General features: G+C 62.6%; 21 protein-coding genes. 15 read left to right on the forward strand and 6 right to left on the reverse strand.

Annotated features, from left to right (window positions below; translation table 11 throughout):
• The first annotated feature begins 214 nt into the window (after nucleotides 1-214).
• From BUA38_RS30015 to BUA38_RS30030, 4 genes are all read left to right on the forward strand, one after another.
• Nucleotides 215-3,706 carry an indolepyruvate ferredoxin oxidoreductase family protein gene (locus BUA38_RS30015; RefSeq protein ID WP_072823694.1) on the forward strand — a complete coding sequence of 1,164 codons (3,492 nt, stop codon included), beginning with the start codon at nucleotides 215-217 and terminating at the stop codon, nucleotides 3,704-3,706.
• A gap of 23 nt (nucleotides 3,707-3,729) precedes the next feature.
• Nucleotides 3,730-4,503 (forward strand): molybdate ABC transporter substrate-binding protein, encoded by a 774-nt coding sequence (locus BUA38_RS30020; protein ID WP_083587836.1) that lies wholly within the window; start codon nucleotides 3,730-3,732, stop codon nucleotides 4,501-4,503.
• A gap of 9 nt (nucleotides 4,504-4,512) precedes the next feature.
• Nucleotides 4,513-4,974 (forward strand): GNAT family N-acetyltransferase, encoded by a 462-nt coding sequence (locus tag BUA38_RS30025; RefSeq protein ID WP_072823698.1) that lies wholly within the window; start codon nucleotides 4,513-4,515, stop codon nucleotides 4,972-4,974.
• A gap of 163 nt (nucleotides 4,975-5,137) precedes the next feature.
• Nucleotides 5,138-6,370 carry an ABC transporter substrate-binding protein gene (locus BUA38_RS30030; protein WP_072823700.1) on the forward strand — a complete coding sequence of 411 codons (1,233 nt, stop codon included), beginning with the start codon at nucleotides 5,138-5,140 and terminating at the stop codon, nucleotides 6,368-6,370.
• A gap of 1 nt (nucleotide 6,371) precedes the next feature.
• Here the strand turns inward: BUA38_RS30030 and BUA38_RS30035 are convergent, their stop codons facing one another.
• On the reverse strand, nucleotides 6,372-8,105 hold the full coding sequence (locus BUA38_RS30035) for an adenylate/guanylate cyclase domain-containing protein (RefSeq protein WP_072823702.1): 1,734 nt from the start codon (nucleotides 8,103-8,105) through the stop codon (nucleotides 6,372-6,374).
• Between BUA38_RS30035 and BUA38_RS30040 the strand changes: the two genes are divergently transcribed.
• On the forward strand, nucleotides 8,014-8,808 hold the full coding sequence (locus tag BUA38_RS30040; protein WP_244553100.1) for a GlcG/HbpS family heme-binding protein: 795 nt from the start codon (nucleotides 8,014-8,016) through the stop codon (nucleotides 8,806-8,808). The genes BUA38_RS30035 and BUA38_RS30040 overlap by 92 nt on opposite strands.
• Before the next feature lie 96 nt (nucleotides 8,809-8,904).
• Here BUA38_RS30040 and BUA38_RS30045 read toward each other — a convergent pair whose 3' ends face one another.
• Nucleotides 8,905-9,204: an HU family DNA-binding protein gene (locus BUA38_RS30045; protein WP_072823706.1), complete on the reverse strand. Its 300-nt coding sequence runs from the start codon at nucleotides 9,202-9,204 to the stop codon at nucleotides 8,905-8,907.
• A gap of 410 nt (nucleotides 9,205-9,614) precedes the next feature.
• Here BUA38_RS30045 and BUA38_RS37245 point away from each other — a divergent pair, with 410 nt between their 5' ends.
• Entirely contained in the window at nucleotides 9,615-10,109 is a 495-nt protein-coding gene (locus tag BUA38_RS37245) for a cell envelope integrity protein TolA (RefSeq protein ID WP_156898799.1), read from the forward strand.
• Nucleotides 10,110-10,222: 113 nt separating this feature from the next.
• On the opposite strand, the gene BUA38_RS30050 is transcribed toward BUA38_RS37245, so the two are convergent.
• On the reverse strand, nucleotides 10,223-11,059 hold the full coding sequence (locus BUA38_RS30050; RefSeq protein WP_244553101.1) for an IS110 family transposase: 837 nt from the start codon (nucleotides 11,057-11,059) through the stop codon (nucleotides 10,223-10,225).
• Entirely contained in the window at nucleotides 11,032-11,184 is a 153-nt protein-coding gene (locus tag BUA38_RS38340; protein ID WP_244553102.1) for a hypothetical protein, read from the reverse strand. The genes BUA38_RS30050 and BUA38_RS38340 overlap by 28 nt, the downstream gene beginning before the upstream one ends.
• An 853-nt stretch (nucleotides 11,185-12,037) precedes the next feature.
• Between BUA38_RS38340 and BUA38_RS30055 the strand changes: the two genes are divergently transcribed.
• The 9 genes from BUA38_RS30055 to BUA38_RS30095 all read left to right on the forward strand — a co-directional run bounded on the left by BUA38_RS30055 (nucleotide 12,038) and on the right by BUA38_RS30095 (nucleotide 22,048).
• A complete protein-coding gene (locus tag BUA38_RS30055) occupies nucleotides 12,038-13,186 on the forward strand; it encodes a thiolase domain-containing protein (protein ID WP_072823708.1) in 1,149 nt (382 codons plus the stop codon).
• Complete coding sequence (locus BUA38_RS30060; protein WP_072823710.1) at nucleotides 13,186-13,575, forward strand: Zn-ribbon domain-containing OB-fold protein; 390 nt, start codon at nucleotides 13,186-13,188, stop codon at nucleotides 13,573-13,575. The genes BUA38_RS30055 and BUA38_RS30060 overlap by 1 nt, the downstream gene beginning before the upstream one ends.
• 6 nt (nucleotides 13,576-13,581) lie before the next feature.
• On the forward strand, nucleotides 13,582-14,442 hold the full coding sequence (locus tag BUA38_RS30065) for a MaoC/PaaZ C-terminal domain-containing protein (protein WP_072823712.1): 861 nt from the start codon (nucleotides 13,582-13,584) through the stop codon (nucleotides 14,440-14,442).
• Nucleotides 14,443-14,520: 78 nt separating this feature from the next.
• Nucleotides 14,521-15,399, forward strand: a complete 879-nt coding sequence (locus BUA38_RS30070; protein ID WP_072823714.1) for an SDR family oxidoreductase — start codon at nucleotides 14,521-14,523, stop codon at nucleotides 15,397-15,399.
• A 19-nt stretch (nucleotides 15,400-15,418) separates the two neighbouring features.
• Nucleotides 15,419-16,375 (forward strand): dihydrodipicolinate synthase family protein, encoded by a 957-nt coding sequence (locus BUA38_RS30075; protein ID WP_072823716.1) that lies wholly within the window; start codon nucleotides 15,419-15,421, stop codon nucleotides 16,373-16,375.
• A 4-nt stretch (nucleotides 16,376-16,379) separates the two neighbouring features.
• Nucleotides 16,380-17,165, forward strand: coding sequence for an NUDIX hydrolase (locus BUA38_RS30080; RefSeq protein WP_072823718.1), 786 nt, complete (start codon nucleotides 16,380-16,382; stop codon nucleotides 17,163-17,165).
• Between the two features lie 99 nt (nucleotides 17,166-17,264).
• A complete protein-coding gene (locus BUA38_RS30085; protein ID WP_172806115.1) occupies nucleotides 17,265-18,209 on the forward strand; it encodes a DMT family transporter in 945 nt (314 codons plus the stop codon).
• Between the two features lie 84 nt (nucleotides 18,210-18,293).
• Nucleotides 18,294-19,268: a Bug family tripartite tricarboxylate transporter substrate binding protein gene (locus tag BUA38_RS30090; RefSeq protein WP_072823720.1), complete on the forward strand. Its 975-nt coding sequence runs from the start codon at nucleotides 18,294-18,296 to the stop codon at nucleotides 19,266-19,268.
• Between the two features lie 107 nt (nucleotides 19,269-19,375).
• Complete coding sequence (locus BUA38_RS30095; protein ID WP_072823722.1) at nucleotides 19,376-22,048, forward strand: PAS domain S-box protein; 2,673 nt, start codon at nucleotides 19,376-19,378, stop codon at nucleotides 22,046-22,048.
• A gap of 13 nt (nucleotides 22,049-22,061) precedes the next feature.
• Here the strand turns inward: BUA38_RS30095 and BUA38_RS30100 are convergent, their stop codons facing one another.
• Complete coding sequence (locus BUA38_RS30100) at nucleotides 22,062-22,409, reverse strand: GrlR family regulatory protein (RefSeq protein ID WP_072823724.1); 348 nt, start codon at nucleotides 22,407-22,409, stop codon at nucleotides 22,062-22,064.
• Nucleotides 22,410-22,514: 105 nt separating this feature from the next.
• Nucleotides 22,515-22,898 carry a VOC family protein gene (locus BUA38_RS30105; protein ID WP_072823726.1) on the reverse strand — a complete coding sequence of 128 codons (384 nt, stop codon included), beginning with the start codon at nucleotides 22,896-22,898 and terminating at the stop codon, nucleotides 22,515-22,517.
• Between the last annotated feature and the right edge of the window lie 110 nt (nucleotides 22,899-23,008).

Genomic DNA, 23,008 nt, shown 5'->3' on the forward strand with positions numbered 1-23,008 from the left:
CAGTGCGCCTCACGTCGTTTCGTCACGGCATTCCCGGGCGACACAAGGCGAAAACGGGATGGGGCCGGGCGGGCAGTAAATTGCGTTTTGTGTCGGCGGGTCTTTCAGGGCCAGATTTCTGATGCGGCGGGCTTAAATTCCGAATTACACTGGCTTTTGTCGGCCGCGCGACTAGCTAGAAGCCTAAGAAGAGCCGGGGCGTTGAGAGGGTGGAATGGGAATAAACCAGGGTCCGATCAGTCTCGATCAAAAATATACGCAAGGGTCCGGCCACGTCTTTCTGACAGGTATACAGGCACTGGTCCGCCTGCCGATGGCACAGATCCGCCGTGATCGCGCCAACGGGCTGAACACCGCCGGTTTCATCAGCGGCTATCGCGGTTCCCCGCTCGGCGGTTACGACCAGCAGCTTTTCGCCGCCCGCAAGCACCTCGAACAGTACAACATCAAGTTCCAGCCCGGGGTGAACGAAGACCTCGCGGCGACCGCGATCTGGGGGTCGCAGCAGCTCAACCTGTCCAAGGGCGCCAACTACGACGGCGTCGTCGGCATCTGGTACGGCAAGGGTCCGGGCGTCGACCGTTGCGGCGACGTGTTCCGCCACGGCAATGCGGCCGGTTCGGCGAAAAACGGCGGTGTGCTTTGTCTTGCCGGTGACGACCATGGCGCGAAATCGTCCACCGTCCCGCATCAGTCCGACCACGCCTTCGTCTCCGCGCTGATGCCGTATCTCTACCCCTCCAGCATCCACGAAATGATCGAGATGGGCCTGCTCGGGATCGCGATGTCGCGCTATTCCGGCTGCTGGGTCGGCATGAAGGTGATCACCGAGACGGTGGAGACCACCGCCGAGATCGACCTGACGGACGAGATGAAGCCCTTCATCATCCCGCCCGATTTCGAGTTGCCGCCGGGCGGGCTGAACCTGCGCTGGCCCGACGACCGTTTCGATCAGGACCGGCGGTTGCAGGACTATAAAGGCTTTGCCGCCATCGCCTTTGCCCGCGCCAACAAGGTCAACCGCATCACGATGGATTCGCCGAACGCGCGCTTCGGCATCATGGCCTCCGGCAAGAGCTACGAGGACATCCGCCAGGCCTTGCGCGAGCTCGGCGTCACGCCCGAAGTCGCCGCCAAGATTGGTCTGCGCCTTTACAAGATCGGCATGCCCTGGCCGCTCGAGCCGCAGGGGGTGCGCGAATTCGCGGTTGGACTTGAAGAGATCTTCATCATCGAAGAGCGCCGCGAGATCGTCGAGAACCAGGTCAAGCAGGAGCTGTTCAACTGGCGCGACGACGTGCGTCCGCGCATCGTCGGCAAGATGGACGAGCACGACAAGCGCTTTCTACCGTTCGCCGAGGAATTGAGTGTCGCGTCACTTGCGAGTTCGCTGACCGAGCGGCTGCTGCGCCTCAATCTCAATCCCGAAATCGCCGAAATGCTGCGCGCCAAGGCCGACTGGTTCAACGGCCGGCAGGCGACCCAGATGCAGGCGGTCTCGCCAGTCACGCGCACGCCGTATTTCTGCTCGGGCTGCCCGCACAACACCTCGACCAAGGTGCCGGAAGGCAGCCGCGCCTTTGCCGGCATCGGCTGCCATTTCATGGCGCTGTGGATGGACCGCTCGACCGAAACCTTCACCCATATGGGTGGCGAGGGCGTGCCGTGGGTGGGCGTTGCGCCCTTCACCAACGAACAGCACGTTTTTGCCAATCTCGGCGACGGCACCTATTTCCACTCCGGCAGCCTGGCGATCCGGCAGGCCGTCGCGTCCGGCGCCAACATCACCTACAAGATCCTCTATAACGACGCGACCGCCATGACCGGCGGCCAGCATGTCGACGGAGAGTTGTCGCCGCAGCAGATCACCTTCCAGCTTCACGCCGAAGGCATCCGCGAGATCTACCTGGTCTCCGAAAATCCGCAGCTCTATCCGTCGTCTGCGATCGCGCCGGATACCAAGGTCGCCCATCGCGACGAACTCGACGCGGTGATGAAGGCCTGCCGCGAGGTCAAGGGCGCTTCCGCAATCGTGTTCGTGCAGACCTGCGCGGCGGAAAAGCGCCGCCGCCGCAAACGCGGCACCATGGAAGACCCGCAGCGGCGGCTCCTGATCAATCCGGCAGTCTGCGAGGGCTGCGGCGATTGCTCGGTGCAGTCGAACTGCATCTCGGTCGAGCCGCTGGAGACCGAGTTCGGGCGCAAGCGCACCATCAACCAATCGGCCTGCAACAAGGACTATTCGTGTCTGAAGGGCTTTTGCCCGTCCTTTGTCACCGTCGATGGCGGGGCGTTGCGCCGCCGCGCGCCGGCGGGGATCGGCGATCTCGGCGAACTGCCCGAACCGATCTCCAAGCCGTCGCTCGATCGGCCCTATAACGTCGCGGTCGGCGGCGTCGGCGGCACCGGCGTGCTGACCATCGGCGCGCTGCTCGGCATGGCCGCGCACATCGAAGGCAAGGCCAGCATGATCCTCGACATGTCGGGCCTGGCGCAAAAGGGCGGCGCGGTGTTGAGCCATGTCCGGCTTTCCGAACATACCGCCGACGTCACCTGTTCGCGCATCGTCACCGGCACCGCCGATCTCGTGATCGCGGCGGATGAAGTTGTCGCCGCGTCGAAAGAGACCATGACGCTGTGTGAGAGCAGCCGCACCGTCGGCGTCATCAACAGCCACGTCATTCCGACCGCCGATTTCATCCTCAACCGCGACTTCAATTTCCAGAGCCGCAAGGTCAACCACGTGCTGGAAACCGCGTTGCGCAAGGATTCCGCATTCGTCGACTTCACCAAACCTGCGGAAACGCTGCTGGGCGACGCCATCGCCACCAACATGATGATGATGGGCTATGCCTACCAGAAAGGCCTGCTGCCGCTGACCGCCGAAGCCATCGAACAGGCCATTGAAGTCAACGGCGTCGCGATCAAGATGAACACGCAAGCTTTCCGGCTCGGCCGTCTTGCCGCCGCCGATCCCGCCCGGATCGCCGCGATGATGAAGGGGCACGACGAGGACGACGCGCCAAATACGCTCGATGCGATGTCACTCGATGAGATCATCGTCCATCGCAGCGCCCATCTGACGGCTTACCAGAACGATAAGCTTGCCGCGCGATACCAGGCGCTGGTTACGCAGGTGCGCGATGCGGTGCGCGAGCGCGGCTTAGGCGAGGCATTGCCGCGGGCGGTTGCCGTCAACTACGCCAAGCTGCTCGCCTACAAGGACGAGTACGAAGTCGCGCGCCTGTTCAGCGACGGCCATTTCGAGCAGCGGCTTCGCGACCAGTTCGACGGCGATTTCAAGATCAGCTTCAACCTTGCGCCTCCGATCCTCGGCGGCGGCAAGGACGCGCTGGGACGACCGAAGAAGCGCGCCTTCGGCGCCTGGATGTTGCCGGTGTTCCGGACGCTTGCCAAGATGCGCGGCCTGCGCGGCACGGCCTTCGATATCTTCGGCTACAGCGCCGATCGCAGGCTCGAACGCGATCTGATCGCGGGCTACGAGAAGGACGTCGCAACCGTGCTCGGCCTGTTGTCGGAGGCAACCCACGATACGGCCGTCGAGCTCCTGTCGCTGCCGGACCGCATCCGCGGCTATGGCCCGGTCAAGGAAAAGGCGGTCAAGGACGCGCAGGTGCGTTACGCGCAGCTTGCGGCCGATCTCGCCAATCCGCCGTCAGCCCCGCGCCAAATCGCGGCGGAGTAGGCGTCGGCTGACGGAATCGATCGGTGTTGCGTCGTAGTCCATTTTGGCCGCTTGTAAGCCTCGCCGCGTATCTCGCCGCCCAGCTTCCCGCGGTGGCCGAGGCGCCTGTTCGGGTATTGGCGACGGGCGTTTTCGCGACGAGCTTGCGGTCATTGGCCGAGCCCTTCGAGGCGGCAAGCGGTTACAAAATCCAGGTGTCGATCGCCAATGCCGGCGAGGTCGCTTCCCGCGTCGCAGCCGGTGAGGCCACAGATCTCGTGATGTCGTCGTCCGCGGGCATCACGACGCTCGCCCGGCAAAATGCACTGGCTCCAAACGACGTCGTGATCGGCAAGATGCGGCTTGGCGTCGCCGTCCGTTCTGGCGCCGCGGTGCCGGACCTTGCCTCGACCGAGGCGTTCCGGACGCTGCTGTTGTCCGCAACAACAATTGCCTATATCGATCCGAACGGCGGCGGCACCTCCGGACCGTTTTTCGAGAAGATGTTCGCGTCGCTTGGCGTTGCTGACGCCGTTCATGCCAAGGCCGTGCTTTGCAAGACCGGATCGGAAATCGTCAGTGCGGTTGCCTCGGGACGGGCCGCCGTCGGCATGACCCAGGCGAGCGAGATCGTCGGCGCCAGCGGCGTTATCTTCGCGGGCTATCTGCCGGATGCGCAGAACCTTACGACCGCGTACGCCGCCTCCATTGCGACGCGGGCGAGCAACCCGAAGGGTGCTTCCGCATTTCTGGAGTTTATCGCGGGTCCGACCGGATCGGATCGTCTGCGCCGGGCCGGCTGGGATATCGAGCGATGAGGATCGTTGATGGCTGATCTGATTTACCGCCGGGCGACCGAAAAAGATGTGCCGGCCATCGTTGCCCTACTGGCGGATGACGTTCTGGGCGCGTCCAGGGAAGCGGTGGGAGCGGAGAGCACGCCGAAATACCTGAACGCGTTTCGCGCCATCGATGCAGACGCGAACCAGTTCCTGCTGGTCGTCGAAAGCAGTGGCCAGATCGTAGGCACCCTTCAGCTCACCTTCATCGCGGGACTGTCCCGTGGCGGACTAAAGCGAGGCCTGATCGAAGCCGTCCGGATCTCGCGCGATCGGCGCGGCGAGAAGATCGGCGAAGCGATGATCGCCTGGGCGATCGAAAAATGCCGGCACGAGCAGTGCGGGGTCGTTCAGCTGACCACCGACAAGTCGCGAACGGACGCGCACCGCTTCTACGACCGGCTGGGCTTCGAGCCGTCTCACATCGGCTACAAGATGATGCTCGCCTGACTTTCTCCTCCGCAGCGCAGCACGGCTTTACGTTAGTTGGCCGCGGATACGCGCCAGCGCTTTCAACTTCCGAACGGCGAGCATAGAGTCGCGTATGCGCCCCGCTTGCGGCGGTGCAGCGAAAACCAAAGAAATACAAAGAAGAATGCAAAGGGAGAGAACGATGCAGCCATCAGGCGCGACGGCCCTGTTTGCGGGCGCGGTAGCGGTTTTTCTTGGGGCCCCGGCCCATGCCCAATCGGCAGATCCGATCAGGATCGGTGTCATCGCCGAGGTGCAATCGATCGCGGGCGCGGCGACGCCGGGTGGCGCGCAGATTGCCGCCGACGAGATCAACGCCAAGGGCGGCGTACTCGGGCGCAGGATAGAGATCGTGACCTATGACAACAAGAGCTCGTCGGCGGATTCGGTCCGTGCTTTCCAGCGCGCGGTCAGCGAGGACAAGGTCTCCGCGGTCATCGCCAGCTATATCAGCGAAGTCGTGCTGGCGCTCGAGCCCTGGGCGGCTCGTTTAAAGATGCCGCTGATCACGCCGGGCGCGGCGTCGAACGAAATCACGAAAGCGATCCACAACGACTACGAGAAGAACAAGTACACCTTCCACGGCTATCTGACCTCGGCGGCGCAGGCGCAGCTCGTCTGCGATGCCGCCAAGGATCTCCTGGTCGATAGTCTGAAATTGAAGAGCGTCGCGATCATGAGCGAGGACGCCGCCTGGACCAAGCCGCTCGACATCGGCTACGAGGCCTGCCTGCCGAAGGCCGGCATGAAGGTCGTCGAGCACATCCGCTTCTCGCCCGACACGACCGACTTCACGCCGATCTTCAACAACATCGAAAGCAAGAAGCCCGATGTGATCGTCACCGGCATCTCCCATGTCGGCGTGCAGCCGACCGTGCAATGGAAGAATCAGCAGGTGCCGATCGCGATGTTCGGCATCAGCGCACAGGCCTTCAGCCCGACCTTCTGGAACGACACCAACGGCGCCGCCGACGGCATTCCCACGCTTGCGGTCGCAACCTCCGACGTCGCCGTGACCTCGAAGACCAAGCCGTTCGCCAAAGCCTTCAAGGCCAAGTACGGCACGACGCCGGCCTATACCGGCTATACCGCCTATGACGAGGTCTACATCATCACCGAGGCGATCCAGCGCGCCGGCTCGACAGATCCCGACAAGATGGTCACGGAGATGGAGAAGACGAAGTTCGAAGGCACGATCGGCAACATCGAGTTCTACGGCAAGGACGACGAGTTCACCCACGGCATCAAGTCCGGCCCCGGCTACGTCACGGGCTTGGTGTTCCAGTGGCAGAACGGCAGGCAGGTTGCGGTGTGGCCGGCCAAGATCGCCGAAGGCAAGCTCGAGTTCCCGAAGTTCGTGAAGCTGTCGCAGTAATCTATTTCGACTCGATCCGCCACGAGCCGTCCCAATTCTCGGGCGGCGGATTTTGTTTCAGGACGGCGACGCGCGCGAGCAGCGCCATCGAGGGCGCGTCGCCGGGCGCGGCCTCGATCGCTGCGGTGAACGCGGCATGGGCTTCGTCCCAGCGCCGCGCGCGATAGGCCGAGAGACCTGCGGCGTAGCGCTCGCAGAGCTGTTGTTGCTGCGGGGTGCGGGCGTCTTTCCTGCCCATGACCTCGTAGACCGTCTGCGGCTGGCTCTGGCCGGTGACCACCACGCGATCGATCTCGCGGAGGTCGAAATCGGCCACGCCCAGGTTCGCGGTTGCTTCCGAGATCAGGCAGCGGCTGCCATAGACCTTGTTGGCGCTCTCCAGTCTTGAAGCCAGGTTCACGGTGTCGCCCATCACCGTGAAGCTCATCATGTATTCCGAGCCGATAGAGCCGACCAGTGCCTCGCCGGTTGCGATCCCGATCCGCAGATCGCAGTCGGACGGTATCACGCGCACGCCCAGCAGCTCCGGCAATTCCTTCCGCAATCCTTCAAGGCGGCCGATCATGTCAATGGCGGCGGAGCAGGCTCCCTTCGCTTGATCGGCTTCGTCGATGAAGGGCGGACCCCAATAGGCCATGATGCCGTCACCGATATACTTGTCGATGACGCCCTGATGCGCATGGATCGGCTCCGACATCGTCGACAGATAGCGGTTCATGATCTTGACCAGGCCCTGCGGCGTGACGCCCTCGCTCAGCGCCGTGAAACCCTTCATGTCGCAGAACAGCACCGTCATGACCCGCCGCTGGCCTTCGGAAACGGCGGCTGCGGTTTCGCCGAGCAGACGCTCGGCAATCCTGGGGTCGATATAGCGGCCAAACGTCTCGCGGACGCGCTGGTTCTGGCGCAGCCGTTCGATCATGCGGTTGAACGCCGCCGAGAGCTGGCCGATTTCGTCGCGCGACGTCACGCTGATCGACCGGTCGAGCCGGCCGGCCTCGACCTCGCGCGTACCCTCCAGCAGCCGCAGCACCGGGCCGGTAATGCCGCTGCCCACCATCATCGCGAACACGAAGCCGAGCACCGCCGCGATGCCGGTGACGATCGCCGATATCCAGATCGTCTGCCGTTGTTCGCGTATGACGGTGGTCGCGCTGGCCTCGACCTGGTTCATCATATCGGCGCGGATACCGGCGAGCTTGCGGTCGAATTCCTCGCGCAGCGCATCGGCGGCCGCAAACGACGATTTCGCTTCGTCGAAATGGCGCGCGTCGAGTTGCTTCAGCAGGATTGCGCCCTGTTGATCGAGGCGCTCGCGAAGGTCGTTGACGGCGGTGTCGATGCGGTCGTCGAGACGGCCGAGCGCGGCGTTGTCGGAGGGGGTCGAGGTGTCGGCGATGATCGCCGCGATCTGGTCGCGCGCGGCCTGCGCGTCGCGGGCGATCTCGGGATTGGCCGATTCAAAGGTCTTCAGATGCGCCGCATAGCCGGCTTCGTCCGGCGGGTTCGACATCTTGGCAATGACCATCTGCCGCACCGCCAGCCCGCGCTCGAGCGACTTCACGTTGGCCCGCACGAGGTCGCCATAGGCGGGGACGTAGCGATTGGTGAGTTCGTCCAGCAGATGGCCGACACGAGCGGCCATGACCATCGACAGCGCCGATGTGATCACCGCGAGCACGATCAGCCCGGCGGCGATGCCGACAATCTTCTGTCTGATGGATGTTCGAAACATGCCCCTCAACCCGGTTCAGCAGGGGTGCAGAATGGCGAATTTTAGCCGCCGGCGAAAGCCGTTTGGCGCTCCTGCCCCCCGGGCACAGATCGTGAAATGCCGGCCCTTTATTCCAGCGGAATGTCGAATCCACTCCACTAGCGACAGCGCGGTGCTTGCACTAAGCTTTCCGGACTTAAACCAAGAAATCCGGGAGGAAATCACCGTGCGATCGTTTAGGGTTCAATATGCCGCCGCTGCGGCCGCCGCTTGTTTCGCCGTCGCCAGTCCGGCGAACGCCCAATTGCTGAGCCACAAGGATCTGTCGTCTTCCATCGCTTTCACCATCGCCCAAACCACCATCGAAACCTGCAAGACCAATGGTTATGCGGTTTCGGTCACCGTGGTCGGCCGCAACGGCGAGATCATCTTGCAGGTGCGCGGAGACAATACCGGCCCGCACACCATCGAGAACAGCTTTCGCAAGGCTTACACGGCGCGGACCTTTCGGTCTCCGTCGGGCGACCTCGTCAATCGCCTGAAAGCCGAGCCGACGCTCGGACTGATCCATCTCAACAACGTCATCGCCAACCAGGGCGCGCTGCCGATCAAGGTGGGTGACGAGGTGATTGGTGCGGCCGGCGCATCCGGAGCGCCCGGCGGCGAAAAGGACGAGGCTTGCGTTAAAGCCGGGCTCGACAAGGTTGCGGATCAGCTCAAGTAAGCGGATCGGCGATTGCCGGCTCCTCGGCGATGAGGTCTATCCAAAAAATAAAGGCCCCCATTGCGGGGGCCTTTGACGTCGAGGTCCGAGTTTTCCCTAGACTGCGTCCTTGGCGGCCTTGACCGGCCGTGCGCGCACGATCTTGCGGGCAGGCTTCGCCTTGAACATCATTTCTTCACCCGTGAACGGGTTGGTGCCCTTACGTGCCTTGGTGGCGGGCTTCTTGACCACGACGAACTTCGCCCAGCCCGGCAGCAGGAAAACGCCAGACTTCTTCAGTTCCTTGTGGCCGACATCCGTCAGCGTATCCATGACGTTCTTCACGTCGCGCTTGGAAAGTTCGGTGGTCGTCGCGATTTTTTCGACGAGCTGTGACTTCGACATTTGAGTGGCCATTGTGTCTCCTTTGATTCGGACCGCTTCGACTATAACGCTCCTTGCGCTGGGCAAGAGGCTTCTACACAGTTTTTCTCGGGGTTTTTTGCGATTTTTTGCCGCCGACCCCGGTTTTTCCAGTGTTTTTGCGCTGATGGGGCAGGAAAATCACACTTGATCTGCGCGTCGCTTCCGTCATGGCCGCTGACGCCTCTGATTCCGGGGCTGCGCCGCGATGCGAAAAACCCTGAAAAAATAGCCTTTGAAGCCACTTCAGGGCGATGGTCCGTGTCCGTCAGAGGGTTCTGCGCTTAAGCGCAAGCGATCGAGCGTGCATTCGTGCGGCCGGGTCCTATTGCGATTTGAGATGTGAAAAGGTTAGCTACAACCTTGAATGGGACGAGAGCTGATGTGCTTTCGCGCGAGGGCTAATGTTAAACGTTCGCTGCCTAAAACATTTCACCGTCGTTTTTATTGCTGTCTTGCCGTCGTGTGAAGCGCTGGCCCAGGGGCAGAAGCCTTTTGATTCAGCAAAAATCAGGGACTACGTGCGCGGTTTCGTTGGGCCTACGTCAACAGCAAACCCGCCTCTATTGCCGCTATGGGCGCCGACATTCAGACAACAGGTGGATCGTTGTTGGAAAAAACCTGACGGCGGATCTGAACTACCGGATGTACAGGCAGAATTTACAATTCGCTTGAATTCCGACGGCACCCTCAACGGCCCCCCGATTCCAAGTGTGTTCAATGGGCCTATGACGTCTTATTATCAGGCTTATCAGGAAAGTGCCCAGCGAGCTCTAATCGAATGTCAGCCATATCAGCTGCCCGTCGATCAATTCGATCAGTGGAAGAAGTTTAATCCGGTATTTAGCAACGCGAAAAGTAGCGCACAGCGGCCGGTTTCACCGGATACCCCTCGCTAAGTTCACCCTTGCTCCGTCGGGCAAATCACCATTAGAAGCCGGCGCGTCTCGACCCCACAAGAGCAACTGTGTCGAGATAGACTAGGGCCTTGGCGCGATAAAGGTTCGCGCGATCAGGCGGGTACGTAGCGAGCAGCATCCCATTTCTGGTGGCGAGCGATCATGACGTTGAGAATGCAGATCAGCTTGCGCATGCAGGCTACGAGGGCCACCTTCGGCTCCTTTCCCTTGGCGATCAGGCGGCGATAGAAGGCCTTGGCGACTGGATTGTTCTGCGTGGCAGCGCCGAGGCAAGGCATGTAGATGGCGTTGCGGATCCAGCGGCGGCCGCCCTTGATGTGGCGCTCGCCCCGGCGCTTTCCACTGTCATCGTCGTAAGGAGCGATGCCTACCAAAGCCGCGGCGATCTTATCGTTCACTTGCCCGAGTTCTGGCATCCCTGCAGCGAGGATCGCGGAGGTCGTTTCGGCGAAGCCCGGCACGCTCTCGATAATCTCGGCACGCTCGGCAAGGTGCGGTGTAGCCTTGACCTTGGCTGCGATCGCGAGCTCGAGCTTTTCAATTTCGGTCGCCAGACTCTTCAAGACGCGGGCCTGTGCTTTCTGAACCGGTCCCGGCGCGGCATGTGCACTTTGGCTTTGCAATCGGACCTTCAGCTCAACGAGCGCTAGGCGTGCTTTCACCAGGGCCGCCAGTTCCTCTTGGGCAGCATCATGTGTCTGGCTCGGCGTCTCGCCGAACGTCTCGGCAAACCAGGCGATCATCTCAGCATCGATCGTATCATTCTTGGCAAGCCGTCCGGCCGATTGAGCGAAGTGACGAACCCGCTTTGGGTCCACGATCCGTACCTCGATGCCGGCATCGAGCAGCACCTTGCGCCATTCACGCTCGTAACCGCCGCTCGCCTCCATCACCGCCTTGCCTACCTGGTGCCTGCGAAGCCAGGCCACCAGTTTGCGGCGACCTTGGGCGGTGTTCGGACAGGTCTGCCGCAACGCCAATGCTCGAATGACAGGTCCACCTTGTCCTTGGCGACGTCGATGCCCACGACAGCGAGATCATTTTGTGCCATCATCCACTCCCTTCCTTGCTCGGTTCGGGCTCCAAGCCCATGCAACTGTTCGGGTTGAGGAAGACACCGGAGCTGTCCCTCGCTCTAATACAGGCTTTGCCGCCTTTGGGGCGTAACGGGCTCAGTTCCAGCAACGGGCGGTTTTGATCCAACCGCCCGTTCGCATGTTCTGCCAGATTTCCTGGACACAAGGGGCGTATCGCGATCGTCACGGACGTTGGGTGCGGGATGCGATGGACGCGATTGGCGCATCAGACGAATGCGCCTGTCGCGGACGGTGAAGTCGTGTGGTCCTGGCCTCTCGACGCTGAGGTCAAGCTGGCAACGATGCTTCGGCATCGCGCTGGCGACGGTGACAAAAAGCCCGATCGCCGGGGAGAGCACGAAGGAACCCGTTAAAACCATTCGCGCAGGGAGTGCCGGATCGTTGCGGCGGACCTGTGGTGACTACGCTCGTATGCTTTCTTTATTTGCATACGAGGCTGCGGGCGAGCCGAGCGCCCGGCATTCCCTGCGCCCTCCGTTTTCGGGAGGGGCATGATCGTACAAAATCCGGGCATGGAATGCCGCGGGAAGGCGAAGCTGCGTCTGATTGATCGACGTCGTCCCGGACAAGCCAAGCGCGATCCGGGACCCACAACCACCGGCGCTTATTGTTATGCAGGACGTCTGCCACTCGGGCTTTACTTGATGGACTCCGCGGTATGGGTCCCCGCGTTCGCGGGGACGACTGGCCACCGACATTGGATCATTGCGCTATGCGATAGCGCCTCGCCCGGTGGAATAATCGCCGCTTGCCAAGGCGGTCCCGGCAGGCCAAGAAACTTTTCAGGGAAAAACGTCAGCGGAGAAGGACGTGACCATCAAAGGCAAGGCCTATATCGCCGGTATATTCGAGCATCCGACCCGGCACGCCCCCGACAAGTCGACGCCCCAACTTCATGCCGAAATCGCCAAGGGGGCGCTCGAGGATGCGGGGCTGACCAAGGCCGATATCGATGGCTATTTCTGCGCCGGCGATGCGCCGGGCGGGGTAATGGCCATGGTCGATTATCTCGGCCTGAAAGTACGCCATTTCGATTCCACCGATACGGGTGGCTGCTCCTACCTCGTTCACCTCGGCCACGCCGCGGAGGCGATCGCCGCCGGCAAGTGCTCGATTGCATTGGTCACGCTCGCCGGCAAGCCGCGCACCGGTCCGATGCCGCCGCGCGCCAGCGGCGCCGAGGTCGACTTCGAGGCCGCGTATGGCGGCACCACACATAATGTCTATGGCATGTGCGCCATGCGGCACATGCATGAATTTGGCACCACCAGCGAGCAACTCGCCTGGATCAAGGTCGCGGCGTCCCACCACGCCCAATACAATCCGCACGCCATGTTGCCTGAGGTCGTGACGGTCGAGGACGTGCTCAACTCGCCGATGATTGCCGATCCGCTGCACCGGATGGATTGCTGCGTCGTCACCGATGGCGGCGGCGGATTTATCGTCACCACGGAAGCGATTGCAAAGAGCCTGAAGAAGCCGCTGGTACGCATGATCGGCCACGGCGAGGCGCTGAAGGGGCCGCGTGGCGGCCATTCGTTGAACCTCACCTATTCCGCCGGTGTGTGGTCGGGGCCGAAGGCCTTCGAGGAAGCCGGCGTCACGCCCAAGGACATCAAATACGCCTCGATCTACGACAGCTTCACCATCACGGTTCTGATGCAGCTCGAGGACCTCGGCTTCTGCAAGAAGGGCGAGGGCGGCAAGTTCGTCGCCGACGGCAATCTCATCTCGGGCGTCGGCAAGCTCCCGTTCAACACCGACGGCGGCGGCCTGTGCAGCAACCATCCCGTCAATCGCGGCGGCATGACCAAGATTCTCGAGGCGGTGCGCCAGTTGCGCGGCGAAGCGCATCCGAAGGTTCAGGTGCCGAACTGCGACCTCGCCATTGCCCATGGCACCGGCGGCTTGCTCGGCGTTCGCCACGCCGCCTCAACCTGCATTCTGGAGCGCGTGTGATGGCTGATGCGAAGAAGTATCCGACACCGATCACCAATCCCGAGACGGTTCATTTCTGGGAGCAGACCGCCAAGGGCAAGCTGATGATCAAGCGCTGCACCGCCTGCGGCGAGGCGCATTATTTCCCGCGCTCGATCTGCCCGTTCTGTTTTTCCGACAAGACGGTGTGGGAAGAAAGCTCGGGCGAGGGCGAGATCTACACCTTCAGCCGGATGCGCAAATCGGCCAGCGGCCCTTACGCGATCGGCTACGTGACTCTGAAAGAGGGGCCGTCGCTGCTGACGAACTTCGTCGATTGCGACATGGAGAAATTGAAGATCGGCCAGAAGGTGAAAGTCGTGTTCAAGGCGACCGACGGCGCGCCGCTGCCGTTCTTTACGGTGGTGTGAGGCCACATGCCGATCAACTACGAAGAGCTGATGGCGCTGAAGAATCTCGATCAGCGCTTTTCGTACGGCGACCGCGAGGTGATGCTCTACGCCTACGGCATCGGCATGGGCGCCGATCCCATGGACGAGAAGGAGCTTGCCTTCGTCAACGAGGCCGCCGCGGTCGCGCGTCCGCTCAAGGTGGTGCCGACCTTCGCGTCGGTGGCGGCCTGGGGCGCGAGCCCCGGCGAGATGAATCTCAATCGCGTGATGGTGGTCGATGGCGAGCGCGACATCACCTTCCATCGACCGTTGCCGGTGGAGCAAAAATTGCTGGTCGATTCACGCGTGCTTGCGGTGTTCGACAAGGGCAAGGACAAGGGCGCGGTGATCCGGCACCAGACCGTGCTCAAGAACGAGAAGGGCGAGGCGCTTGCAACGCTCGTTGCCTCGCGCTTTGCCCGTGGAGACGGTGGCTTTGGCGGGCCTTCCGACGGCGCGCCCGAACCGCACAAGGTACCGACGCGAGCGCCGGACCGGTCTGTCGATATTTCGACGCGTCCCGATCAGGCGCTGGTCTACCGGCTCTGCGGCGACCGCAATCCCTTGCATTCCGATCCCGAATTTGCCCGGCGCGCCGGTTTCTCGCTGCCGATCCTGCACGGCATGTGCACCTTCGGCATCACCTGCCGCGGCATCCTGCAGACCTATGCCGATTACGATCCGACGGCGTTCAAGCAGCACGCTGCGCGGTTTTCTTCGCCGGTCTATCCCGGCGAAACCGTGACGCTCGATCTCTGGAAGGACGGCAACGTCATTTCATTCGAGGCGCGGGTGAAGGCGCGCGAGGCCGTCGTGATCCGCAGCGGCAAGACGGTGTTGGGATAGAGAGGATTTCGTGCCCCGGCTCTGCGATACAGCGTTTCACGCTGCATCGCGTCCGGGACAAGAGACGGAGGAAAAACCATGGGATTACTCGACGGCAAGGTGGCGCTGATCACCGGCGCGGGCGGCGGATTGGGCGAAGCCTATGCCAAACTGTTTGCGCGCGAGGGCGCGGCAATCGTCGTCAACGACCTCGGCGGCCCCCGCGACGGTTCAGGCGCGGATCTGTCGATGGCGCAGAAGGTCGTCAACGCAATCAAGGCTGAAGGCGGCCGCGCGGTCGCCAACGGCGCCGACATTTCGACGATGGCGGGCGGGCAGTCCGTGCTCGATGACGCCATCAAGCATTTCGGCCGGGCCGATATTCTCGTCAACAATGCCGGCATTCTGGTCGACCAGAGTTTTGCCAAGGCCACCGAAGCCGCCTTTGACAAAGTGCTCAAGGTGCATCTGAAGGGCACCTTCTGCACGACGCTCCCCGTGTTCAAATGGATGCGCGAGAACGGCGGTGGTGTCATCGTCAACACGTCCTCGACCTCCGGCCTGATCGGCAATTTCGGCCAGTATAATTACGGCGCGGCCAAGGGCGGTATCTGGGGCCTGTCGAACGTGCTCACGATCGAAGGGCGCAAATACAATATCCGGGTCTGGACACTGGCGCCGGCTGCGATGACCCGCATGACCGAGGACCTGGCGCGTTACAAGGAGAACCCGAGCGCGGCGCTGACGCCTGATGGCGTGGCCCCCACCGTGCTATATATGGTCAGCGACCTCTCGGGCGACCAGACCGGCAAGGTGCTTGGCGTGTCCGGTGCGCGTGGCATACGCGAAATGCGGATGATGGAAATGGAAGGCTGGAAGCCGCCGTTCACGGGCTGGAAGGCTGAGGATATCGTGACCCACGCCAAGGATATTTTCTTCTCAGAGGAAGATCTGAAGAAATCGCTGCGGCGGACTTGAACACAAGGAAGAAGGCAAGATGACAAAACTCACCCACGAAGCCAAAGGCACGTTCGCGATTGCACCGACGCCGTTTCACGACGATGGCCGGATCGACGAGAAATCCATCGACCGGCTGACGGACTTCTACGCCGAGATCGGCTGCGACGGCGTCACTGTGCTCGGCATCATGGGCGAAGCGCCGAAGCTTGAGGGGGCTGAGTCCGAGGAAGTTGCAAAACGCTTCATCAAGCGCGCCAAGAACATGCAGGTCATCGTCGGCGTTTCCGCGCCCGGCTTTGCCGCCATGCGTTCGCTGGCGCGTGCCTCGATGGATGCGGGCGCGGCCGGTGTCATGATCGCGCCGCTGCCGACCTTGCGTACGGATGATCAGATCACCGGCTACTTCAAGCAGGCGGTGGAAGCGGTCGGCACCGATATTCCCTGGTGTTTGCAGGACTATCCGCTGACGCTGAACGTGATCTTCACGCCCGGCGTGATCCGCAAGATCGTGATGGATAATCCCTCCTGCGTGATGCTCAAGCATGAGGATTGGCCGGGGCTGGAAAAGATTTCCACGCTGCGCGGCTTCCAGAAGGATGGCTCATTGCGGCCGCTTTCGATCCTGACCGGCAATGGTGCGACGTTCCTTGATTTCGAGATGGAGCGCGGCGCCGACGGCGCCATGACCGGCTACGCCTTCCCGGAAATGCTGATCGACGTCGTTCGCCTGTCGAAGGAAGGCAAGCGCGATGCCGCGCACGATCTGTTCGACGCGCATCTGCCGCTAATCCGTTACGAGCAGCAGCCGGCGATCGGGCTGGCGGTGCGCAAGCACGTGCTGCAAAAGCGCGGCATCATTGCCTCCAGCGCGCAGCGCAAGCCGGGTTCGAGCATTTCGGCGATCGCCAAGTCGGAAGTGGACTATCTGCTGTCGCGCGTCGCACGCGTCGATCGCCGGGCACACTTGCAGCCGCAATCGAGCGCCGCGGGCTGAACTCGTGACTGAAGTTGCCGCCGCGCGTCCGGCCTCGACCATCCTCCTCTTGCGCGATGGTCTTCAAGGAGAAATCGAGGTCTTCATGATGGTGCGCCATCATGAGATCGAGTTCTCGTCCGGCGCGCTGGTATTTCCCGGCGGTGGCGTCGATGCCGGAGATCGCGAGATCATCGCGCGGTCCGAACTTTACGCGGGCGGTGAGGGCTGTGACGCCGATGGCTTGAGTTTCCGGATCGCGGCGATCCGCGAGACATTTGAGGAAAGCGGCATTCTGTTGGCGCGCCCGCGTGGGTCGAAAGATCTGGTCGAAGCGAAGCTGGCCGCCGACATCGCGGCGCGCTACCGCACGGCGGTAGCCGAGCGCAAGACCACGTTTCTCGATGTACTGGGCGAAAGCGGCATGGTGCTCGCGCTCGACGAACTCGTGCCGTATGCGCGCTGGATCACGCCGGAAGCCATGCCGAAGCGGTACGACACCTGGTTCTTCCTAGCGGCTGCGCCGCCGGATCAGCTCGGTGCGCATGACGGCCGCGAATCCACCGACTCGCTCTGGCTGTCGCCGCGCGAGGCGGTCGCGGGCGGCGAAAGCGGACGGTTCAAGCTGCCGTTTCCGACCACGCGCAACCTGATCAAGCTCGGCAAACAGCCTGACGTGAGGGCGGCGATCGCGGATGCGAAGAAGAACTCGGTGGTCACGGTCATGCCGGTGCTGACGCGCCTGAACGGCAGCCGTCAGCTCCGCATCCCGCTTGAAGCCGGCTACGACGGCGAATTGTTCGAGATGTGAGCAGGTGAGTGCGTCGCTCTCACAATTCGACTGGTAACGAAGCATTGCTGCGCTCTCTCCGGTTATGGCTTTGCTCCGACATCAAACGGAGCTTTTGCCGTGACCGAGGCGTCGAACGTAGAGACGACAACGATCAAGAAGGGCGCGCGCGAGGCGGCGCTTGGGTTCGAACTGGCGCTGCTGCTATTGCTGGCAACGCTCTGGGGCGGCTCGTACACCTTCATCAAGCTCGGCGTCGCGACCATTCCGCCGATCACGCTGATTGCGGGGCGGACGCTGATCGCGGGGCTGCTGCTGCTCATCATCATGCGCTGGCGCAGGGTTCGGTTGCCGGCGGATGGTCCGACCTGGCGGCGCTTCCTGTTCCAGGCCTGCCTCAACAGCGTCATTCCGTGGACGCTGATTGCCTGGGCCGAGCGCTCCGTCGATGCGGGGCTGGCGACCATCCTCAATTCGACCTCGCCGATCTTCACATTTTTCCTGACGATCGCGATCGCCCATCAGGACAGGCCGACCTTCCGCAAGCTGTTTGGCGTGGTCGCGGGCATGGCGGGGATCTGCCTGATCATCGGCACGCAGGCGCTGCATGGTCTTGGCGAGCAACTCGTGGCGCAGATCGCCATTGTGACGGCGACCGTATGCTACGCCGGCGGCGCGGTGTTCAGCCGCGGCTTCAAGGGGCTTGACCCGATGGCGCCCGCCGCAGGCTCCCTGCTGTGCGGCGCGGCAGTCCTTTTGCCGGTCAGTCTGATCGTCGAGCGGCCGTGGACCATCGTGCCGTCGACCACGTCGGTGCTGGCGCTATTGGGACTGGCCATATTTTCCACCGCCATCGCCTTCGTGATCTACTTCCGCCTGATCCAGACCTTGGGCTCCGTGGGCACCACCGCTCAGGCTTATCTGCGCGTTCCGATCGGCGTGGCGCTTGGCGTGCTGTTGCTCGGGGAGACCCTGTCGCCGAACGCCTGGATCGGGCTCGCATGCGTGGTGATCGGTGTCGCCGCGATGACCATCCCCGCGCGAAAGCCGGCCGGTTCCGCCTGAGGCCAAGCTTGCCCGGTAGGGCGATTGCCGGCATCCTGACCGCAAGCGGCAGCTTTCAATGCCGCGGGCAGGGCAGGACGCGCGATGAGGAAGCGCCTCGGCGCAATGATGGCGGCTTGGCTGTTGGCCGCGGTCTGCTGCGCCACGGCGAGCGCGCAGGAGAATTTTCCGAACCGGCCGATCCGCCTGATCAACCCCTATTCGGTCGGCAGCGTCGCCGATGTGTTCGGCCGCATCGTCACCCAGCATATGGCGGAGCAATGGAAAGCCTCCATCATTGTGGAATCGAAATCCGGCGCCAACGGATCGATCGCCGCCGAAGATGTCGCCCGCGCCGAAGGCGATGGATACACGTGGTTGTTGGTAACTACGTTTTTCACGACCAGCCCGTCGCTCAACCTGGTGATGCGCTGGGATCCGGTGCGCGATTTCACGCCGATCGGAATGATCTGTCAGGCGCCGAACGTCTTCATCGTTCCCTCGTCCTTAGCCGTGAAGAACGTCGCGGAGTTCATCGCGCTTGCCAAGTCGAAGCCGGGGGTTCTGAACTACGGCCATCCCGGCAAGGGGTCGACCGGCCATCTCGGTTTTGAGCTGTTCAAGCGGCTGGCGGGGATCGAGGTCAATCCGATCGGCTATCGCGGTTATCCGCAAATGACAGCCGACATCGCCGGCGGTCTGCTCAATTCGTCGTTTTTCTCGACCAACCAGGCGCTGGCGCTGACGCAAACCGGCAATATCCGGATCATCGCCTCGATCGGCGGCGGCCGCTCGAAGTATTTTCCGGACGTGCCGACGATGGCCGAGCAGGGGTTTGCCGAAGCGCAGGTGACGCCCTGGTTTGGCATTGTAGTACCGTCAAAAACCCCAGCATGGATCATTGCCAAGATCAGTCAGGCGTTGGAGGCGGCGGTGGCCGCGCCTGACGTGCGCGAGAAGCTCGATTTGGCGGGTTGTTCGGCGAAAAGCGCGCCGCTTAGCGAATTTGCGGCCGTGATCAAGTCCGACATCGCCCTGTGGGCCAAGGTCGTGAAGGACGCCGGCATTCCAGCGGACTAAATCCTTGCGGGAAGTGTGAAGTAGCCGGTTTTCCCCGGGGGCTAAAATCGTCGTATAATGCGGTATTTAGCCGGCCATGCTGCCGCTACTTAAGAGCCTTTGCTTCTATGTTCAGACGTACAAAGTCGGTTTCGTTTTCGATCGGGCAGCTGACCTTCGGCAGTTTCGCGTTGTTGCTCGCCATGATCGCGATGACCAGCATCGCCAGCGTCGTCGCTATCCGCCACATCGATGCGACCTTCGCCGAATTGCAACACCTGCAAAGCCTGGGCGAAGCCGCCGAGGAGATCGACCGCCGGACCAAGGAATTGCGGCTGGCGGCGCGTGATTTCGTCACCGATCCGGCGGCGTCCGGCCGTGTCAAGGAGGCGGCGACGTCGCTGAGCACGCTGTTGAAGAACACGCGGCTTCAGCTCGCGCCCGAGCAGCGCGAGATGATCGACGGCGTCTCGCAGCGCCTTGTCAACTATGAGGAGGGTATCGAGCGGATCACCGCCTTGATTTCCCGCCGCGCAGAACTTGTTTTGGCGTTGCCGCCGGTGCGGGGTCGGTTCGAGCAGGCGATTTCGGATATTCCGGATCGGGCGGTCGCACGCCAGCTGTTTCGCGCGCAAAACCAGGTCACGGCAGCGCTGTTGGCGCACGATCCGGCCGCAACGGAGCAGTCGGCGCGCCTCATGAAGTCGGTCGTCATCGACGATCCCACGCTTCGGGGCGCGACCGATGCCTACGCCGACGCCGTCCTTTCGATTTCCAGCACCGAAGGCCAGATCGCCCGGCTCGACCGAGAGGTGCTCGGCACCGAAGGGCAGATGATCAGCCGGGTCACCGATCTGTTGCGCGATCTCGGCGACCGGCGAGGGCGGGTGCTGGCGCGTGACTTCGCCCGCACGCTCGCGAGCGACAAATGGCAAAGCATTTTGCTCGGGTTCGCCGGCGTGTTGATTGGCCTCGCGGCCGCCTTGTTCGTGGTGCGGCAAACCGTTCGTCCGCTCAAGGCAATTGCGACCGCGATCCGCGCGCTCGCCGGCGGCGAGAAGGATACGTCCATTCCCGCGACCGAAGTAAAGAACGAGATCGGCGACATCGCACGCGCCGCCGAAGTATTCCGCCGCTCGCTGGTCGATGCGGACGCGGCACGCGAAGCGGCGATCCGCGCGCTCGCCGAGCAGCGCCTTGCCGAGGAAAGCTATCGCAAGCTGTTCGAAGGCTCGGTCGAAGGAATCTACGTGACGACGCCGGGCGGAGAGATTCTCAACGCCAACCCGTCGCTGGCTCGGATGATGGGCTATGGCTCGCCGGAAGCGCTCATTCGCGGCATCAGCGACATTTCCCACGGTGTCTACCTCGATGCGCGCGCGCGCCAGCAATATCAGCAACTGATGCAACGCGACGGCCTGGTGCGCGATTTTGAATATCAGGTGCGGCGGCGCGACGGGTCGATCCTGTGGCTCTCCGACAGCGCGGGCGCCGTTCGCGACGACAGCGGCGCGATCGTCCGCTACGAGGGGACCGTCCGCGACATCACCAACCAGAAGCGCGCGGAAGAAGCGATCGCGGAAGGACGGCGGCTGTTGCAACTCGTGATCGACACCGTTCCCGCGGTCATCAACGTCAAGGACAAGGATCTGCGTTACGTCCTGATGAACCGCTACATGTCGGGCATCTTCGGGATCGAGCCCCGCGATGCGATCGGCCGGACAACGACGGACCTGATGTCGCGCTATGGCGCGCAGAAGACCGACGAAAACGACAGACGGGTCTTGGCGACCGGGAAGGAGCTCGGCTTCTACGAAGACGAATATCGGGATTCCTCCGGCAACCTTCGTTATTGGCTGGTCAACAAGCTGCCGCTGCTTGACGCCGAGGGTCGCGTCGAGAGCATCGTGACGGTTGCGCTCGACATTGCCGAGCGCAAGCGCAGCGAACAGGAGATGCGCGAGGCCAAGGATGCCGCCGAAGCAGCCCTGCGCAATCTGCGCGAGACCCAGAATTCGCTGATCGAAGCGGAAAAGCTCGCGGCGCTCGGCCGTCTGGTGGCCGGCGTCGCCCACGAGGTCAACAATCCCGTCGGCATCAGCCTGACCGTGGCCTCCTCGCTGGAGCGCAAGACGGCCTCCTTCACGGCTGAAGTCGCGCGCGGCGATCTCCGCCGCTCGAGCCTGACGGATTTTCTGGAGGCTGCGCGCGATGCATCGGGTCAGCTAGTCGCCAACCTCAACCGCGCGGCCGAGCTGATCACGTCCTTCAAACAGGTCGCGGCCGACCGCAACTATTCGGACCAGCGGACGTTCGACCTCGGCGATCTTACCGAGCAGGTGGTGATGAGCTTGCGGCCCGGTCTTCGCAAGCACCGGCTTTCGCTCAACGTGGAGTGCGAGCCCAACCTCACCATGAATTCCTACCCCGGTCCCTACGGGCAGGTGCTCACCAACCTGTTTCTCAATGCGGTCGCACATGCCTTTCCGGATGGCCGGGCAGGGACGGTCGACATCAAGGTGCGGGCGGCGGGTGCGGATCATGTCGAGGTCATCTTTGCCGATGATGGCTGCGGCATGAGTCTCGATGTACGGCGGCGCGCTTTCGATCCGTTTTTTACGACCCGCCGCGACCAGGGCGGCACCGGGCTCGGCCTTCACATCGTCTACAGCATCGTCACCAGCCGGCTCGGCGGCCGCCTTGACCTTGATTCCGAACCGGGACGCGGCACGCGTGTTCAAATCGTGTTGCCGCGCGAGGCACCCCTGGAGCACGCCAAGGAAAAAGCGTCCGTGGCCTGAACGGCTCAAAGGCTCAGTTGGACTCGGCCAGCTTGCGAAGCGTCGCCGTGAAGATCTGACTGGCTTTTCCCACCAGCGCCGTGCCGCTCATCTCGGCGGCGGTGTCGGTGAAGGTGCCGGAGACGCCGATGCCGACCGGGTCCGGTCCGCCGAACAGGGGGGTGATGTCCGGGCTTGGCGTGTGACGCTGGACCAGGATTTCTCCCTTGAAGGTATTTTCCTTCACGCTGTAGCTACCGACATAGAACAGGAAGGCATCACCGCCCAGAATCTTGCCGTCGCGAAACAGCACGACGCCGCTGCCCTTGCCGGAGCGGCCGTCCTGCAGGACGACATGGATCGAATACAGCCCATTCCTCATGGCTTGGCGGCGCCAGACCCCATTTGTTTCAGTTTGTTATGCCAAAGCGCGACCTCTGCCGTCAACGCGACAGGTTAGCCAACGACATCTCAGTCTGCCCAAGCTTTATGCGTATTTCTTGTCACGCTCGAGCAATTCGATCGAAATACCCTGCGGCCCGCGGATGAAGCAGATGCGCACGCCCGGCCGAATGGTGTGGGGCTCCTTGGTGAACTCGACGCCCTTGGCCTTGATCTCGGCTGCGACCGCGTCGATGTCCTTGACCGTCAGTCCGAAGTGATCGAGCCCCTGATAGGGCGTGGCCGGCGCTGAATTGACGCCATCACCCGATGTGACGGGTGCAATGAAAACCATCGCGCCGCCGAGCCTGATGTCGATGCGGCCGGGGCCCCGAACGATCTCGCCGCCGAGAACATCTTCAAGCCAGGCGGCGGTGGCCTCCGGATCGGGACTGCGCAAATGAACGTGGTCCCAAGTTACTACCGGCATACTGCTGTCTCCCAACGATGATTTTTGCGCCGCCGTTGTGGCGGAAAGTATTGCGATACGCCAGCGACTTTAGCGGCGAGGCCGCGGCGTGGCTATCCCCAGGGCCCGCG

The organism is Bradyrhizobium erythrophlei (genome assembly GCF_900142985.1).
Lineage (GTDB): Bacteria > Pseudomonadota > Alphaproteobacteria > Rhizobiales > Xanthobacteraceae > Bradyrhizobium > Bradyrhizobium erythrophlei_B.